The 14,476-nt window shown below is 38.2% G+C and carries 19 protein-coding genes; 4 read left to right on the forward strand and 15 right to left on the reverse strand.

Going from position 1 to position 14,476, the window contains the following annotated elements:
• Positions 1–20: 20 nt before the first annotated feature.
• Complete coding sequence (locus tag BQ5321_RS17710; RefSeq protein ID WP_071395744.1) at positions 21–635, reverse strand: MBL fold metallo-hydrolase; 615 nt, start codon at positions 633–635, stop codon at positions 21–23.
• A gap of 251 nt (positions 636–886) precedes the next feature.
• On the opposite strand from BQ5321_RS17710, the gene BQ5321_RS17715 reads away from it, so the two are divergent.
• Positions 887–1,060: a DUF2759 domain-containing protein gene (locus BQ5321_RS17715; protein WP_071395745.1), complete on the forward strand. Its 174-nt coding sequence runs from the start codon at positions 887–889 to the stop codon at positions 1,058–1,060.
• Positions 1,061–1,121: 61 nt separating this feature from the next.
• Here BQ5321_RS17715 and BQ5321_RS17720 read toward each other — a convergent pair whose 3' ends face one another.
• From BQ5321_RS17720 to BQ5321_RS17735, 4 genes are all read right to left on the reverse strand, one after another.
• A complete protein-coding gene (locus BQ5321_RS17720; RefSeq protein ID WP_071395746.1) occupies positions 1,122–1,436 on the reverse strand; it encodes an MTH1187 family thiamine-binding protein in 315 nt (104 codons plus the stop codon).
• Between the two features lie 15 nt (positions 1,437–1,451).
• Complete coding sequence (locus tag BQ5321_RS17725; RefSeq protein ID WP_139187826.1) at positions 1,452–2,546, reverse strand: YqgU-like beta propeller domain-containing protein; 1,095 nt, start codon at positions 2,544–2,546, stop codon at positions 1,452–1,454.
• Between the two features lie 205 nt (positions 2,547–2,751).
• Positions 2,752–3,939, reverse strand: coding sequence for a M14 family metallopeptidase (locus BQ5321_RS17730; RefSeq protein WP_071395748.1), 1,188 nt, complete (start codon positions 3,937–3,939; stop codon positions 2,752–2,754).
• A 181-nt stretch (positions 3,940–4,120) separates the two neighbouring features.
• The gene (locus BQ5321_RS17735) at positions 4,121–4,327 is read right to left on the reverse strand and encodes a YqgQ family protein (RefSeq protein WP_071395749.1); all 207 of its coding nucleotides are present in this window, start codon (positions 4,325–4,327) and stop codon (positions 4,121–4,123) included.
• A gap of 181 nt (positions 4,328–4,508) precedes the next feature.
• On the opposite strand from BQ5321_RS17735, the gene BQ5321_RS17740 reads away from it, so the two are divergent.
• The gene (locus BQ5321_RS17740) at positions 4,509–5,375 is read left to right on the forward strand and encodes a hypothetical protein (protein WP_071395750.1); all 867 of its coding nucleotides are present in this window, start codon (positions 4,509–4,511) and stop codon (positions 5,373–5,375) included.
• On the opposite strand, the gene BQ5321_RS17745 is transcribed toward BQ5321_RS17740, so the two are convergent.
• The 7 genes from BQ5321_RS17745 to BQ5321_RS17775 form a co-directional block, all read right to left on the reverse strand.
• Positions 5,341–6,888 (reverse strand): rhomboid family intramembrane serine protease, encoded by a 1,548-nt coding sequence (locus BQ5321_RS17745; protein WP_071395751.1) that lies wholly within the window; start codon positions 6,886–6,888, stop codon positions 5,341–5,343. The genes BQ5321_RS17740 and BQ5321_RS17745 overlap by 35 nt on opposite strands.
• A 137-nt stretch (positions 6,889–7,025) precedes the next feature.
• On the reverse strand, positions 7,026–7,220 hold the full coding sequence (locus tag BQ5321_RS17750; protein WP_071395752.1) for a hypothetical protein: 195 nt from the start codon (positions 7,218–7,220) through the stop codon (positions 7,026–7,028).
• A gap of 95 nt (positions 7,221–7,315) precedes the next feature.
• Positions 7,316–8,095, reverse strand: a complete 780-nt coding sequence (locus BQ5321_RS17755; RefSeq protein WP_071395753.1) for a DUF92 domain-containing protein — start codon at positions 8,093–8,095, stop codon at positions 7,316–7,318.
• Positions 8,092–8,658, reverse strand: coding sequence for a 5-formyltetrahydrofolate cyclo-ligase (locus BQ5321_RS17760; RefSeq protein ID WP_071395754.1), 567 nt, complete (start codon positions 8,656–8,658; stop codon positions 8,092–8,094). The genes BQ5321_RS17755 and BQ5321_RS17760 overlap by 4 nt, the downstream gene beginning before the upstream one ends.
• Positions 8,659–8,733: 75 nt before the next feature.
• A complete protein-coding gene (gene rpmG / locus BQ5321_RS17765) occupies positions 8,734–8,883 on the reverse strand; it encodes a 50S ribosomal protein L33 (RefSeq protein WP_071395755.1) in 150 nt (49 codons plus the stop codon).
• Positions 8,884–8,960: 77 nt separating this feature from the next.
• Entirely contained in the window at positions 8,961–10,508 is a 1,548-nt protein-coding gene (locus BQ5321_RS17770; RefSeq protein WP_234978423.1) for a glycosyltransferase family 4 protein, read from the reverse strand.
• Positions 10,505–11,179: a DUF4912 domain-containing protein gene (locus BQ5321_RS17775; protein WP_071395756.1), complete on the reverse strand. Its 675-nt coding sequence runs from the start codon at positions 11,177–11,179 to the stop codon at positions 10,505–10,507. The genes BQ5321_RS17770 and BQ5321_RS17775 overlap by 4 nt, the downstream gene beginning before the upstream one ends.
• Positions 11,180–11,398: 219 nt before the next feature.
• Between BQ5321_RS17775 and BQ5321_RS17780 the strand changes: the two genes are divergently transcribed.
• Positions 11,399–11,779 carry a hypothetical protein gene (locus BQ5321_RS17780; protein ID WP_071395757.1) on the forward strand — a complete coding sequence of 127 codons (381 nt, stop codon included), beginning with the start codon at positions 11,399–11,401 and terminating at the stop codon, positions 11,777–11,779.
• Entirely contained in the window at positions 11,772–12,023 is a 252-nt protein-coding gene (locus tag BQ5321_RS17785; protein WP_071395758.1) for a hypothetical protein, read from the forward strand. The genes BQ5321_RS17780 and BQ5321_RS17785 overlap by 8 nt, the downstream gene beginning before the upstream one ends.
• Before the next feature lie 32 nt (positions 12,024–12,055).
• Here BQ5321_RS17785 and phoU read toward each other — a convergent pair whose 3' ends face one another.
• From phoU to pstA, 3 genes are all read right to left on the reverse strand, one after another.
• Positions 12,056–12,715 (reverse strand): phosphate signaling complex protein PhoU, encoded by a 660-nt coding sequence (gene phoU / locus BQ5321_RS17790; protein WP_071396972.1) that lies wholly within the window; start codon positions 12,713–12,715, stop codon positions 12,056–12,058.
• A gap of 18 nt (positions 12,716–12,733) precedes the next feature.
• Positions 12,734–13,513 carry a phosphate ABC transporter ATP-binding protein PstB gene (pstB, locus tag BQ5321_RS17795; RefSeq protein WP_139187933.1) on the reverse strand — a complete coding sequence of 260 codons (780 nt, stop codon included), beginning with the start codon at positions 13,511–13,513 and terminating at the stop codon, positions 12,734–12,736.
• An 84-nt stretch (positions 13,514–13,597) separates the two neighbouring features.
• A complete protein-coding gene (pstA, locus tag BQ5321_RS17800) occupies positions 13,598–14,476 on the reverse strand; it encodes a phosphate ABC transporter permease PstA (protein ID WP_071395760.1) in 879 nt (292 codons plus the stop codon).

Below are 14,476 nucleotides of genomic sequence, written 5' to 3' on the forward strand. Positions count from 1 at the left end.
TGAGAAGGGTTTTTCTCTTTTTAGAATCCATTTAGAAAAGGATTTGAATTCATTTCTTTGCCAATGGTTGTAACAGGGCCATGACCAGGTAAAACAGTGGTTTCTTCCGGTAGTGTTAAAAGCTTTTCATGAAGACTGTTCAGCAAATCTTGATGATTACTGCCTGGTAAATCTGTCCGACCAATACTGCCGTTAAACAATGCGTCACCAACCAATACAAGGCCTGTGTCCCTAAAATACAGTGACACACTCCCCGGTGAATGACCTGGTGTCTCGAAGAGCTGGAACGTGTAGGACTCAATCGTTAGCTCCTGTTCTCCGGTCAAAGTATATTCAGCCTCCCGTGCAACTACTTGGCCCAAATTTAACGATGGTGATGACAGCCATTCCTTTTCATTTTCATGTACATAAGCTGGGATTTGGTACTCATCCCTAATACGATCAACAGCTCCAATATGATCAAAATGAGCATGTGTCAGCACGATGGCAACTGGCTTTAGCTTTCGTTCACGAAGAAAGCTAATCAGCTTTTCTCCTTCACTACCTGGGTCAACAATGAGACAGGTTGAATCTTCCTTTATTAACACATAACAATTTGTCTGCATCTGTCCAAGCGGCATTTGTATCCATTCCATAAAGCAATTTCCTCCAATGTATAAGCTATTTAAAAATTATTTTACACTATTAAAGAAATAAAAACTAACTATTTGCCAATATTATTGCTGAACTATTGCGAAAAGTCCCTTATTTCACCTCGACAAACATTCAGAAAAATTATAAAATATTAGAAGTAAGTTTGCATTTGTATTACATATTATTCTAATACAAGAAAGCGCTTATTTTTCAAATGCATATGAACAAACATCGAACAAGGGGGGGCTAGTTAATGGGTACAGTCATTATTTTTGCATTAGTATCACTTCTTGCGGCTATAGGGACCGTTAGCTCACTAAAAAACAAAAATCTGCTTGGAGTATTATTCGCAGTTGGAAGCTTCGCAGTTTTTGGCTGGTTTGCTGTCATGACTCTAATTAATAGCGGTTTTCCTGCAGCACACTAAAATGGAAAACAAAAAGCACCCATACAGTGGTGCTTTTTTCTTTTTGCCAGCATTTTTATATTTATTCTTTAAGAAGACCCTGGACTCTTTCCACTTTTTCTTCCATTTTGCGTTTCACATCGCGACGGTCATCGATACGGATATTGGTACACACACGTACCAGTCCTTTTTCAAAAGGCACTTCATGCATTGCCAGAATTACTTCAAATAATATGGGTAAATCACCTTCAATAATCGTATTCATAGGGGTTAATTGATAGCGTATACTGCCTTGCTCTTCATACTTTTTTAGTACTCGATGAATATCAGCCACGTACTCACTAACACTTGCTGTTTGGGTACCGACTGGAATGACGGTAACATCTACAATTGCCATTTTACACCCATCCTTTTACTCATCCATTTGAACTAACTGAGCGTTTTTTTTTGTTTTAATATCAATCAGCTTTTCAAAGTAGTAGCCGTATAAGCATAAACTACCCTCTTCGTTACATTTTATGGGCTCATTATTCAAGCCATCGATGATAACATGATTCTCACCCTGCAAAAGTTGATGTTTGACAAGCTGAAAGCCTTCCTCATAGGAGCCCGCTTGTTGAAAAGTTAAAAAGCTTTTTTCTGCCTCATTATAATCATAATAGGGAATAAACCAGCCTGAATCATTGGTTATTCTCGGCATTGAAATAGAAGCTATTTGATTTACTTGAGCATCATAAAAGCGATAGTTCATATTTTCCGGCTGTTTTTCATCAGCTGTAATAGCAAGGAAATAATCAGAAAACGAATCTAGCTGAAGAACATTTGAAAGCAGGAGTGTTACTTCTCCATTCGTAATATTTTTCAGCTTTACATTAGATAATTCTGACTGCACCTCAGGACTCCAATCGAAATATATAAGCTTATTACTAGATATCCAATAGGAAAAAGGATTTGCCAGCTCTATCTGCGTTATTTTTTGTTTATCAAGCGATAAAATAAAGGTCTGGTCCTGCCAATCCTCAGTAAAGCTTGAAATCAGTACCTTATCTTCGTCATAGGGATTCCATTTAATCTCTACATCATAGGTATCCTCTAACACGGTAGAAAAAATAGTCTCTCCTTTACTATTTATCACGGTTATTTGACAGGGAAATGCTTCAGAAGAAGAGCGAATCAATAGATAGTTTCCTGAGTGACTGATCTGAATATCATCAATTATGGAATCTAATTTAAATAGTAATGTACTTGTCCCATTTTTCAAATCATATGCATAGAGGTTTGATTGCTGATGATGCTTTGTCGAATATACGATGGTTTCATTATGTATCCATCCATGGAATTTATCAAAACCAGCTTCCATGTTAATCGGTAGATGCTTCATGACTTCTGAAATAGAAAATGGAGAATGTTCAGCTCTAGGCTTTTCTTTCTGCTGTATTGCCTGTGAACGAGAATCTCCTTTTTCACATCCTATTACCAACAGTGTGGAAACCATTAATAGACACAAAAAAAAAGCCTTCCTTATCACTATTTTTTCCACACCGCCTTTACTCATTCGTTACAAATGATAATACCTCCATATTTTGCAGTTTGCATCACGATAAAATACGGAGGTATTTCATGTACTATTCTCCATGTTACGCTTAAAGCAGCAAAATAAAAGCATAATCTATTATTCTTAATCGATAAAATAGTTTTATAATTTATCTTTTTTAAATATACAGGCTGGCAAGGAAAATTCCAAGTACTTCCTCATAAATTTCATTAAATTGTGACAATGGCAGTGGATTTATCCCATAACCAAGTTCCATCGTAAAGGCTGGTTTTCGAAATTCCTGAATAAACCAATCCTTATAACCGGCGTGACTGTCAATATATTGGATGGATTGATAACCACTGACCCGTTCAAACTCGTTTGCTAGTACCCTTGATTCCGGCGGCTCCAAGCCCTCATACCCCCAATAAAATTCCTTACCCTGTGTATGAAAAGCAAGCAAACGATCGAATTGACTATTTCTAGCTAAAGAAGCCATTACTCTGGCTTCCGGCTCTGTTAGCGGTGCATCACCGGGATAATCTCTTGGTGCAGGAGATTTTGGCTCCTTTCTTTCCTTTTCAATTTCCCAATTTGCCGGAAATTGATTATTTAAATCAACCCCTCTTATATTTGCTTTCCAATCGCTAAAATCAGCGCTTCCTTTGTTGATGGCAATCAATTCTTCCCTTAATGCCGGCGGTGGTCCCTTCAATACTAAATCAACACCATCTGGGTTGACCATTGGTACTATTGACAAGTCAATAGACTGATACAAAGGCATTGTAACAAGGCCACGAATAGGCTGGCTATTTGTTAAGGACAAGAGAAAAGTATTGAGTAATGCCATTAGAATGGGGGTTGTTATCCATTCATTCGCATGGAAGGAAGCGTCAAAGTGAATTTTTTTCGTACCTTTACCTAGCTTAATTTCTTGTATCGGTTTTCCTTCAACACTACGTCCAATTGTTCGAACCTGAATGAAAGGAAACTGACTTTTTAATGTTTGAATATCCCTTGCTAATAGAGACGAATCATATCTGACAATCCTTCCCATAGAAGGAGCTATTACACGAGCAGGCAGGTAAATCGTTTGACCGATTTGAAGACTGCTCGGATTTACATGCTGATTTAAAAGCAATAATGCATCAATAGAAATATTTCTGGCCGTCGCTAACTTCCATAAGGAGTCTCCGCTTTTAACTCTATAGGTTTGGCTCGTAAACCCTGGGATAAATATTTCCTGTCCAACTTGTATCTGTGAAGCATTGAGGCCGGGATTAGAATCAATAATCAGTGGTAATGGAATCATAAATAGGCTGCTATAGTACCATAATGTGTCACCAGAGCGAATATTGACCTTCACCTGTTTTCCTCCTTTCCATCACATCATACATATGTCATGGTTTTCGATTTATGCCATTCAAAGGCTATAAATCATCGGATAAAAAAAGACCTGCCATCACGATACTAACCTGAGATAAAAACAGACAAGCAAAAAAGGGCTGACCCTATTGGGCCAAATCCCTTTATTCTATAACTGATGATTATTCCTTTCGTTGTTCCTTTAAAAACTGTATTTCATGACGTAATAATAATACCGCTGTCTGATATTCACGCGGATCCATTAATTGGGCTCGATATAATTCGTGGACCTCCGCTTCCATTAGCTCCAAATCAGCAATCCGTTCACCAATGTAAATAATCGTGCCAAACTTCTTTAAATATTGTTGAATATCGTAAATCGTCTTCATCTTATTATTCCCCATCTATCTTATTTAGCCTCAGTATAAAGCAAAATGACTAACCTCTCAAGGGCTGTCGCAAATAAGCTATCCTTACCGCTTTGTCATCTTTTTGTCGCTTCTGAATATATATGAATGGGACAACCCGTCCCAGCTACGGAAGGTTGGTAAAGAAAAGGAGGCAGGCGGTTTGAATAAAATCATACATCTTTTAGCTATGATGATGCTTACCATTATCACTATTTATATGATAAATAACTATGTCAGAACAGCTGAAAGCTTTACTTATTTTCCACCTGACCAAGAAGCTTCCTTTCTCTCAGCTGAAACAGCTCTTTCCTTGGCAGGTGATACAAATAATGGATATGCCATTCTTTGGAAAGCCTCTTCCTTGTTAGACCGCAAGGCATATTTAAGACAGGATATAAGCTTTTTGTATGTAAATGGAATCCTACAAGCAAAGCTAGGAAAGGAATGGAAAAAGGGTGAAGACAAAATTTATTTAGACAAAAATATAATGCAGCACGAAAGTGCCAATTTTAAAGCGATTAGTTTCCACCACGCGGAACTACATAACAATAACAACATTACCAGTAGTCAAAGGATTACGCACGATGAACTTTATGTGGTTCAATCAAAATTCACTCAACTGCATTCCTTTCGTTATCCAAAAGGAAAGGAAGACAAGGAATGGAAATTCATTATAGATCAAATGATTGAGGAGCATCTAAAGCAGACACTCTCAACGGCAGAAAAAACCTTTGACCTTGCAAAGGCTTATACGGTTTATCCTTTAACAGATATGTACCAATTTGAGAATTCACCGCTTCCAGGCTTTGATGAGCAAGAAACCAAAAAAATATTGGGTCGATTATGGGAGGGAATTTATAAAAATTATTTCCTTGGTATCCAAAGAATGGATGGTACTACAGCTGATCCAATTGGAAGCACCATCCCCCTAATATTATTGGCTAAGGACCAATCACATTTACTCGTCATTAGTATGCTAAGAGATGGTGAAGCTATGATTCTACGCCAGCAGATTCCAGCTCATTAATTTTTGTGAGCAGCTTGTCATAATCTTTATTTTCCGGCTGTAATTGATGGGCTTCCTCAGCATATTCTTTGGCCTGTAAATAATTCTCTTCACTCAAATAGAGAAGTGATAAATTATAAAAGGCTTCATGAAAATTCGCCTCCATATCAATAGCTTGGTGCAAATGTGCCTTAGCGTCATCTAGATGATTAAGTTTTATTTCAACAAAAGAGAGAAGGAATAGGATATTAGCTGTACTTTCATTTTGACTATCATACTCCTGTAATAACCTATAGGCTGGTTGATAATCTTCATCCTCTACATACTGCTGAGCTAAAACAAGTGCTGATTGCTCATCAATCAATTTACCTTCATTCTCTTGCGTATACTGAAATAGACCGAAAAGGACGGCAGCACTTGCTAGGAAGGTAATGATTTGCACTGCTGGTCTTTTTTGCTTCGGTAAGTGTACCATCGCCGCCGCAAGAAATCCTCCGATTAAACCGCCAATATGTCCTGCATTATCAATGCCTGAAATGGTAAAGCCAAAGGCTAAGTTGATCGCTATGACAATCAGAATATTCGTTCCCATCGTTCGAAAAAATAGCTTAGGAAAAGCGGTGCCAAAATACAACAATGCACCAAAGCAGCCAAAAATGGCACCGCTGGCTCCGGCCGATATATTTTGACTAAAGAGAAGGCTAGCCAATGAACCGCTAATGCCCGCAAATAAATAAATGAACAGGAATCGACTGTTTCCAAATAGCCTTTCTACTGTTAATCCAAGATAATATAATGCCAGCGTATTCATAAGTAAATGCAATATACCGATATGGAGAAAAATAGGTGTAAAAAGACGCCACCAATCTCCTTCTAGAATGAGCCAATTTGCTTTCGCACCAAATTGTATTAAGACAGACGAATTCGTGCTGCCGCCGGCTGCCTCCATAAGCAGAAACATAATAATTTGAATGGCAATAAATAAATAGGTAAAACGAGGCTTACCATTTTCAAACAGCGCTTTCTCTGATAGTACCTTTTTTCTCGCAGCCGATAAAGCTGCTTGTTTTTCAACTTCGATATCATGCTCCAAATACTCCTCTTTCCAAAGGATTGGAATCGACTCATTCAATGTCTGTTCAATTGGCTTGATATCAGTTTGTCTGTCGCATATAAGCGAAGTAATTTTTGTTTTTTCTCCCTTTGGATGGACTAAGGGTTTATTAATATAATCTTCATAATCATCAACAGGAGGATAGGGCGTTATATAAATATTTAAAACATCCAGCGACCTTTTATGTAGCTGTTTGCGAATACTCTCCCCGTTCGCTAAGGTTAACTGGATATCCCGCTGAAGCCAATTACCCCAGTCTAAATTATAGTGAAGAATCCGAATAACCTGTAACTCTTTATTTTCCAATTTCTCCAGCCAAAGCTCTTTTTGACTTTTTGAAAGCTGAATGATTCGATAATCATGCTCACTGATGAAATAATTCGCCAGTCTCCAGAATATAAAATCTTCTCGAAAACTCACATTTCCCCCCTCTTTCTTTGCTGTCATTACTAGTTTATTTTTACTATAGGCAATTTTTAAGCGTTCGTAAAGTGATACCCACTTTCTATGTCATATGAAAAAAAGACCCAATCGGGTCTTTAACTAAGCCTATGTGATTAGATTGGGCTTGGACCCTGTGAAAAAACAGAACCCATCATCCGATTTCTTATTGCCGGAATATTCATCAGTGATCTAACAAAAAACCTCCGCATCATGGAATTACCTAAGACTGTGTTAATAACTCGAAATCGTTTTTGAAATAATAAATATCCACCCATTCCAATTAATATGATTGATAAAATTCTACCCATTTATCATCCCTCCTTCCACTAGTGTGAGATAAAATAACCTATATTATCCGATGGAAGATAAGGAAATAAATGACTTTTATTGACAGAATAACGGCTTAAACTACGCCACTAATCAAAATACTCACAAATAAAATGATAAGAACAGACAGAAAATTAACCACATCATTGTTCAGAATCGAAAATCCTTTAATGAGCCTTGTCCTATGACCGCAATGTTTTTTTTTCTCTGTTTTCAAGCCACAATTGGGACACTGATATTCAGCCTGCACGAAAGCTCCAAGTAAAGTATCGATAACATTCCCGCAAAAACCAAGAATAAGAATAAACAGGAATTCATTAAACGGCAATTGAAAAAGCAAAAACGCTCCAAGAGCAACAACACAGGAGCCTGCCGCTGCTGCAACGGTCCCTAGAACGCTGATGGCACCTGAAGTTCCACGAGCAACTCGTTGGAAGGTTTTCACATTCACCGGCCTGCCTTTACTCATTGAGCCAATTTCAGATGCCCAGGTATCAGAATTGGAAGCAGCAAGACAAATACTAAAGCCAAGCACCCAAAAGAAATCTTTTGTATAGTAATACATCGCACTTGAAAAGGCCGCAAGAGCACCATTAGCAAAAACCTGCTGCCAGTCTCGCTGGGAGCCTTTAACAAGAATTTCTTCTGCTCTTTGTTTCCTTGTACTTTTTACTTTCGACCATGCACTCGAGCTACCAAAGAATAATCCAAGCAGTACTAATCCTTTTATGCCGAGGCCTAACGTTATCAAAGCTCCGATTACAAAAGCAGCAGCACTACCAGTAATGGTTAATAATTTAGAATAGTAACCTAGGATGGCTGCTGTTAAAATACTGAGAACAATAACGATCGTCATGGATTCATTTCGTTCCCTTCGTACGTGATAATTTTCTCAACCGGTATATCATGTGGCTCTTTCGGGAGTTGATTGACCATCTGCTCTCGAAAAGCAAGCGACACGGTTTTCCCATGATAATTTTGCAGAAAGCGGTCATAGTATCCCCCGCCTACACCCAATCGATAGCCTTCCATCGTAAAAGCAAGTCCAGGTACAATCAGGAGATCGATTTCTTCTGGGTCTACCCTTGTCGTGCTGGCTTCTATTGGCTCAAGCAAACTGAAATAGACAGACTCTAACTGATTAAAGCGCTCAAGAATCCGAAAATTCATTTGTTTTTCCTTTGGCAAGCATTTAGGGATAACAACTGTCTTCCCTTCATCCCATGCCTTACGAATAATTTGATATGTATCAACTTCAGGCGGATTGGAAATCGTAATACCAATCGTTTGTGATGATTTCCATAATGGGTCGTCATACAGCGTTTGCGCAATCTGATAGGAGTAATGTTCATAAAGCGGTTTAGATATTCTGTGCAATGTTTCTTTCATTTTTTGACGAAGTGTATTTTTTTCCATCATGCAAGTCTTCCTTTCGCATATAATGAGAACATTTAATTAAAAGGAACAAAAAAAAGCAGCAGGATATCCCGCTGCTTATTTTGTTTCACGATGTGCAGTTGTACGCTTTTCTCTTGGGCAATATTTTTTCAGCTCAAGACGATCTGGATTATTCCGTTTATTCTTTTTTGAAATATAGTTACGGTCTCCACACTCAGTGCAAGCTAACGTAATATTCACACGCATGTTAATTTCCCTCCAAACTATATAAAGCTCGTTCGTTCATACGACTTTTCTATAATATCATTTTTTATTTGGAAATGCTAGTGTGATTTTAAAAAGCTTGCGCTTAAGTGGTGGTGTTTTTTGGCATTCAGGATATGATCATATAGCTTCACTGTTTCTAGCGCCGCGATATCCCAGTTATACCGGCTTAGAACGAGTTCTTTACCCTTTTTTCCAATTCTTTCCGCTAAATCAGGGTCTTCTAAAAGCGTGATAATCCCCTCCACTATATTTTCACCAGCCGGCTCTATTAGCATACCTGTCTCTAAATGTTGAATGATTCCTTTTAATCCACCTGTATTGGAGACAATAGTCGGTTTTCCAGCCTGCATCGCTTCTAAAGCAACGATTCCAAATGGCTCATAAAGGCTTGGAAAAATCGCTATTTCCGCGAGCTGTAACAACGCATTACGCTTTTCTTCATCGATAAATCCAATGAAACGGACCCTATCTGTTAGCTGCATTTCAATAACTCGGCGACGATACTCCTCAAGCATTGGACCTTTACCAGCAATAATAAAATATACATTTATGCGCTTCGCCTTTAAAGCTGCGGCGGCTTCAATTAAAGTGTCAAACCCCTTTTCTTTCACCATTCTACCGATTGAAAATATCATACGGCAATCACGATCTATTTTAACATCAGATAAATCTCGATTAAGAACCTCCGAGCCATCGCAGTCTATCCCGTTTGGAATCGTTACTAACTTTTTTTCTTCCGCTGAAAAAAGCTTCTGAACCTCCCCCTTCATAAAATCACTGCAAACGACAACTTGGTCAGATTGTTCTACCAGTTGTTTTTCCTTTTGATGAATAAATCGCTGCATTTCCGTATATATACCGTTATTTCGACCATATTCAGTAGCATGGATGGTTGTAACTAAAGGAAGCTGCAAATGCTTCTTTAATGAAACGGCGGCTGCACCGACAAGCCAATCATGCGAATGAATACAATCAAAAGAATATTCTTCTGCTAAAGCGGCTGCTTTCTCTGCTAAAGCAATATTTAATCCACCGATCCAAAGCAGAAAATCCTCTTCATTTTCACTGAGCGGCTTTACCCTATGTATGCTGACACCATTGATTTTTTCCATTACTGGCGAATCTCCCGCACCTGCTGTTATAACATGTATTTCATGCCCCTTCTTCGCCAAGGCCTTTGTCAGCCCGTGGACATGGCGTGATAAGCCGCCAACAATATGAGGAGGAAATTCCCAAGTTAAAACTAGAATTCTCCTCTGCTTACCTTTCCGGTCATTTTCATCCGCATCTAATAAATCTGTCCTTTGCTTCAATTCAGCACCCTCGTATAATGCTACAGTACGCTTGACACCTTCGGTTATAAGATCATTCATCCACCGCCATTGTGACAAATAGCCTTCCGTAACAGAAGGATTTACTAACATCCCTGATAATTTAACCCACTCCTGAAGCAGCTGCGTAAATGCTTTTGTTTCGTCGATTAAATACTTGATCACGGTATCTGTGATGGAAAATAATGGGATACTTTCAGATTCAACTTCACGCTTATATGGAAGAAATGGAACATCCTGCCTTGTACTACTAAATAGAAAAGGGTTGTTCATGACCTATCATCCTCTTTTGAGATTCTTTCGTAATAACTATACGTACTAACATGCTCTACCCATTGCGGAGTTCGCTCTCTTTTAGAGTATACCTCATTTTCCTCTGTCTCCTGTTTTGCGCTTCCCTTTGGTATATGAACTTGATTAGAACGAAGCAACGGAAAAAATCTATGACCTGACACAAGGATGCCAATTTCAACCAAGTAACATCGATTATCCTGCGGCTGCTTAAGAAATGACACAGCCTGACCCTCCTCTAACTTTACCTCAAGAATGGGCGTTTCATTGCTAATAAATGGAGTTTCCGTGACATCATATAGCCTTAAAACTTTTTGAAAGCTACTAACAGATTGATCAAAATATGCTAACACCAGGTCTTTTTTTATTTCTGATAATCTCCAAAAGATGAACAATTTATTTTCAGACAGTATCCATGCCGTTAAATGTTCCTTTTCCTTTGTGTTCAGCCTTCCCTTATTTAGATAACGGGCCTGAATCGTGCCCTTCCTTACGATTCTTATCGGTTTTCTCTTAGCAGCGCTTAATGTCTCTTCTCTTTTTTGATACTTTTTCCATTGATACTGTACCTTTCCGACTGTTGTATGTAACTCATCAGCTATTTTGCGAAAAGAAAGACCCATACTTCTCAGTTTCTTAATCTCTTCAATCATGGCGCACCTCTTTTAAAAAAGAACGTATTCATTAAATATCAGAATATAATTACTATTTTGTATAATGGTATCAAATATTAGGGCTTCCGACAACAAACGGTTTTTGTCGAATGTAAGCACTCAAGGTTTTTTCATTATGACGAAATAATGAAATTGTCGAATCTTGTCAAAGATAATGATAAAATGAGGATTGTTCAGTTATTACTATGAGGTGACAGAATGAGTACACTATTAATCAGTTTATTTTGCGTTTCACTACTTCTTTTTTTTCTGTCTTTTTTTCTCAAGGACCCTTACAAACAGCTTCGTGAAGAAATAGACCAGCTAAATATGAATCAACTTCAGGAGATGTATCAAATAAAAAAGAAATTAAAGATACTAGAAGAGGAGCTTCTTATCAATGAAATTGAACTGTCACCCTCTCTATCGAAAATAGAGTCAGAGAATCGAGCAGTCCATGACATTATTAAAAACCAAGTCCGTTCATTAGCAGGACAAGGAACACCCATTGAGCAAATTGCCCGGCAGTCCTCCTTACCCATCAAGGAGGTTCAATCCATCTTAAAGGAATATGGCTTCAAAGGAGAAAAATATGAATAAACGAAGTATGCGTGCTTTTGCATTCGGTATTTTTCTAACTGCCTCCGTAATAGGGGCTGGATATTATGATCAGGGGGGACAACAGAACTCCATGACAGTTGATGCAGCAAAGTCACAACTGGAAAAAGCAGGTTATGTCATCTTATCTGAATCGGAATTCAATCATTTAAAAGGTAAGATAAACATTGAGGAAAAAGAACATCCTTCCCCAACAAACTCTGTACAAGAAACAACAAAAAGATAAGAAGCAGCTTTCCAAGCTGCTCCTTATCTTTCTTAGTTATTAAGCTCATAATGTTTTCCTTTTACTAAATAAAAAATATACTCTGCTACATTTGTGATATGATCGGCAGACCTTTCTAAGTAACGGCATATAAAAAGATACTGTGTAATGTGATTAAGATTTTCAGATTTCTCACCGCTCAGCTTAAAAAGTTCCTGAATCGTTTCACCGTACAATGTATCTACTGCATCATCCATTTCAGCCACTTTTTTAGCCAGTTGGGTATTCTCATCTTTATAAGCAGCTACGCTATTTTTTAACATCACAGCAGTGATTTCATACATTTTCTTCAGGTTGTTTAACGCCATCAAATGAGCTTCTTTTCCAATCCTAATCGTTGATTTTGCAATATTAACAGCAAAATCTGCAATTCTTTCGATATCTGTAGCAATTTTTATCGCAATAATAATCCGGCGTAAATCAATCGCAACAGGCTGCTGTTTTGCAATAAGCAGGATAGCAAATTCATTGATTTCTTCATAAAGAATGTCTGCTTTCGTATCATCCTCCATGATTTGTAAGGCAAGATCTATATTATGCGTTTCAAAAGCCTCAATAGACAGCCTTAGCGCATCATCTGCAAAATGAACTAGGTCAACTAATTTATCCTGCAATAGCTTTAATTCATCTTCAAATTTCCCACGTACGACCAATTCTTTTGCTCCCCTCATTTATCCAAATCTACCCGTGATATAATCTTCTGTTCGTTTATCAGTAGGTGTTGAAAAAATTCGATTTGTTTCATCATATTCAATAACTTCACCGTTTAAGAAAAAGGCCGTTTTATCGGAAATACGAGCAGCCTGCTGCATATTATGCGTCACTATAATGATACTAAACTTCTTTTTTAATTCCTGTACCAGCTCTTCTACCTTTAAAGTAGAAATAGGATCAAGTGCCGAGGTTGGTTCATCCATTAGAATCACATCCGGTTCAATCGCAAGGCAACGGGCAATGCACAGACGCTGCTGCTGTCCTCCAGAAAGACCATAGGCATTTTCTTTTAGGCGATCCTTGACTTCATCCCAAATAGCAGCACCTCTTAAGCTCTTCTCTACAATTTGATCAAGAATTTTTTTATCACGAATACCATGTATTTTAGGCCCGTAGGCTACATTTTCATATATTGATTTTGGAAACGGGTTTGGCTTTTGAAATACCATTCCCACTTTTGTCCTTAGTTCTTCCACTCCATAGGATTTATCGAGGATATTTCTGCCACGATAACTTATTTCACCTGAAGTTCTGACTATCGGCACTAATTCAATCATCCGATTCAGCGTTTTAATATAGGTTGATTTCCCGCATCCAGAAGGACCAATAATGGCTGTCACTTCATTTTCCATAATATCAAGGTCAATATTTTTTAATGCGTGATTATCACCGTACCAAAGATGTAATTGACTTGTTTTATAGACAACCTGTTTAATCTTTTTGTCCTCCTTTGCCATGGGCGGGATTACGTTTAATTCTCTTTCAATCGTAATATTCATATGAAATCCTCCTTCATCCTGATCCTTCATCCAATGTAATTTTTACATTCTTTTTTGAAACTTATTACGAATAATGACCGCAATGGAATTCATAGCAATCAGCAAAATCAGTAAAACAAGGATGCCAGCAGCAGCAAGTGCCTGAAACTCAACTTGCGGGCGACTCGTCCAGTTATAAATTTGCATTGGTAACACCGTTAACGTATCTAAAAAAGAATTCGGTAAGAAGGCAAGGAAAAGTGGCAGTCCCAAAACAACCAATGGTGCTGTTTCACCAATCGCACGGGAAAGAGCTAAAATAGCACCCGTTAGAATTCCTGGAATAGCAGCAGGCATCACAACCCGAACGATTGTCTGCCATTTTGTCGCCCCCATTCCATAGGAAGCCTCACGCAGCTGTTTAGGTACGGCACGAACCGCCTCTTGTGCAGCAACGATGATGACTGGAAGAATCAATAAGCTCATCGTGAGACCGGCTGCGAGTACGCTTGTTCCTAACGACAGAGCTCGAACAAAAATCGTTAAGCCTAATAAACCAAATACAACTGATGGAACGCCAGCTAGATTAGAAATATTAATTTGAATAAACATTGTAAAACGATTCTTTTTCGCGTATTCCTCTAAATAGATAGCTGTGCCTACTCCTAAAAGAAGTGAAACAGGTGCAACAACGAACATTAACCAAATCGTTCCATTTAAGGCTGTATAAATTCCAGCCTGTTCCGGTTTCCTCGATGGCAAGCTATTCAAAAATTGCCAATCCAAATATACTGCCCCTTGTGATACCACACGATATAACAAAGTTCCTAACACTAATAATCCAAACAGCGTTGCAAGGAGAAATATTCCTTTGAAGAATACATTCTTAAATAATCTTGATTTCATCTTTTGTTTGACTTGCTCACGATCGACTAAATTCAT

The sequence above is a fragment of the Bacillus tuaregi genome, assembly GCF_900104575.1.
Classification (GTDB): domain Bacteria; phylum Bacillota; class Bacilli; order Bacillales; family Cytobacillaceae; genus Bacillus_BD; species Bacillus_BD tuaregi.

Excerpts from the sequence above, each read along its gene's own strand:
- rpmG (WP_071395755.1), bottom strand. The coding sequence starts at position 8,883 with ATGCGTGTGAATATTACGTTAGCTTGCACTGAGTGTGGAGACCGTAAC.
- BQ5321_RS17710 (WP_071395744.1), bottom strand. The coding sequence starts at position 635 with ATGGAATGGATACAAATGCCGCTTGGACAGATGCAGACAAATTGTTAT.
- BQ5321_RS17720 (WP_071395746.1), bottom strand. The coding sequence starts at position 1,436 with ATGGCAATTGTAGATGTTACCGTCATTCCAGTCGGTACCCAAACAGCA.
- BQ5321_RS17755 (WP_071395753.1), bottom strand. The coding sequence starts at position 8,095 with ATGACGATCGTTATTGTTCTCAGTATTTTAACAGCAGCCATCCTAGGT.
- BQ5321_RS17780 (WP_071395757.1), top strand. The coding sequence starts at position 11,399 with ATGAGTACACTATTAATCAGTTTATTTTGCGTTTCACTACTTCTTTTT.
- BQ5321_RS17775 (WP_071395756.1), bottom strand. The coding sequence starts at position 11,179 with ATGATTGAAGAGATTAAGAAACTGAGAAGTATGGGTCTTTCTTTTCGC.
- pstA (WP_071395760.1), bottom strand. The coding sequence starts at position 14,476 with ATGAATTTAGTCGATCGTGAGCAAGTCAAACAAAAGATGAAATCAAGA.
- BQ5321_RS17770 (WP_234978423.1), bottom strand. The coding sequence starts at position 10,508 with ATGAACAACCCTTTTCTATTTAGTAGTACAAGGCAGGATGTTCCATTT.
- BQ5321_RS17735 (WP_071395749.1), bottom strand. The coding sequence starts at position 4,327 with ATGAAGACGATTTACGATATTCAACAATATTTAAAGAAGTTTGGCACG.
- BQ5321_RS17715 (WP_071395745.1), top strand. The coding sequence starts at position 887 with ATGGGTACAGTCATTATTTTTGCATTAGTATCACTTCTTGCGGCTATA.
- BQ5321_RS17785 (WP_071395758.1), top strand. The coding sequence starts at position 11,772 with ATGAATAAACGAAGTATGCGTGCTTTTGCATTCGGTATTTTTCTAACT.
- pstB (WP_139187933.1), bottom strand. The coding sequence starts at position 13,513 with ATGGCAAAGGAGGACAAAAAGATTAAACAGGTTGTCTATAAAACAAGT.
- BQ5321_RS17750 (WP_071395752.1), bottom strand. The coding sequence starts at position 7,220 with ATGGGTAGAATTTTATCAATCATATTAATTGGAATGGGTGGATATTTA.
- BQ5321_RS17760 (WP_071395754.1), bottom strand. The coding sequence starts at position 8,658 with ATGATGGAAAAAAATACACTTCGTCAAAAAATGAAAGAAACATTGCAC.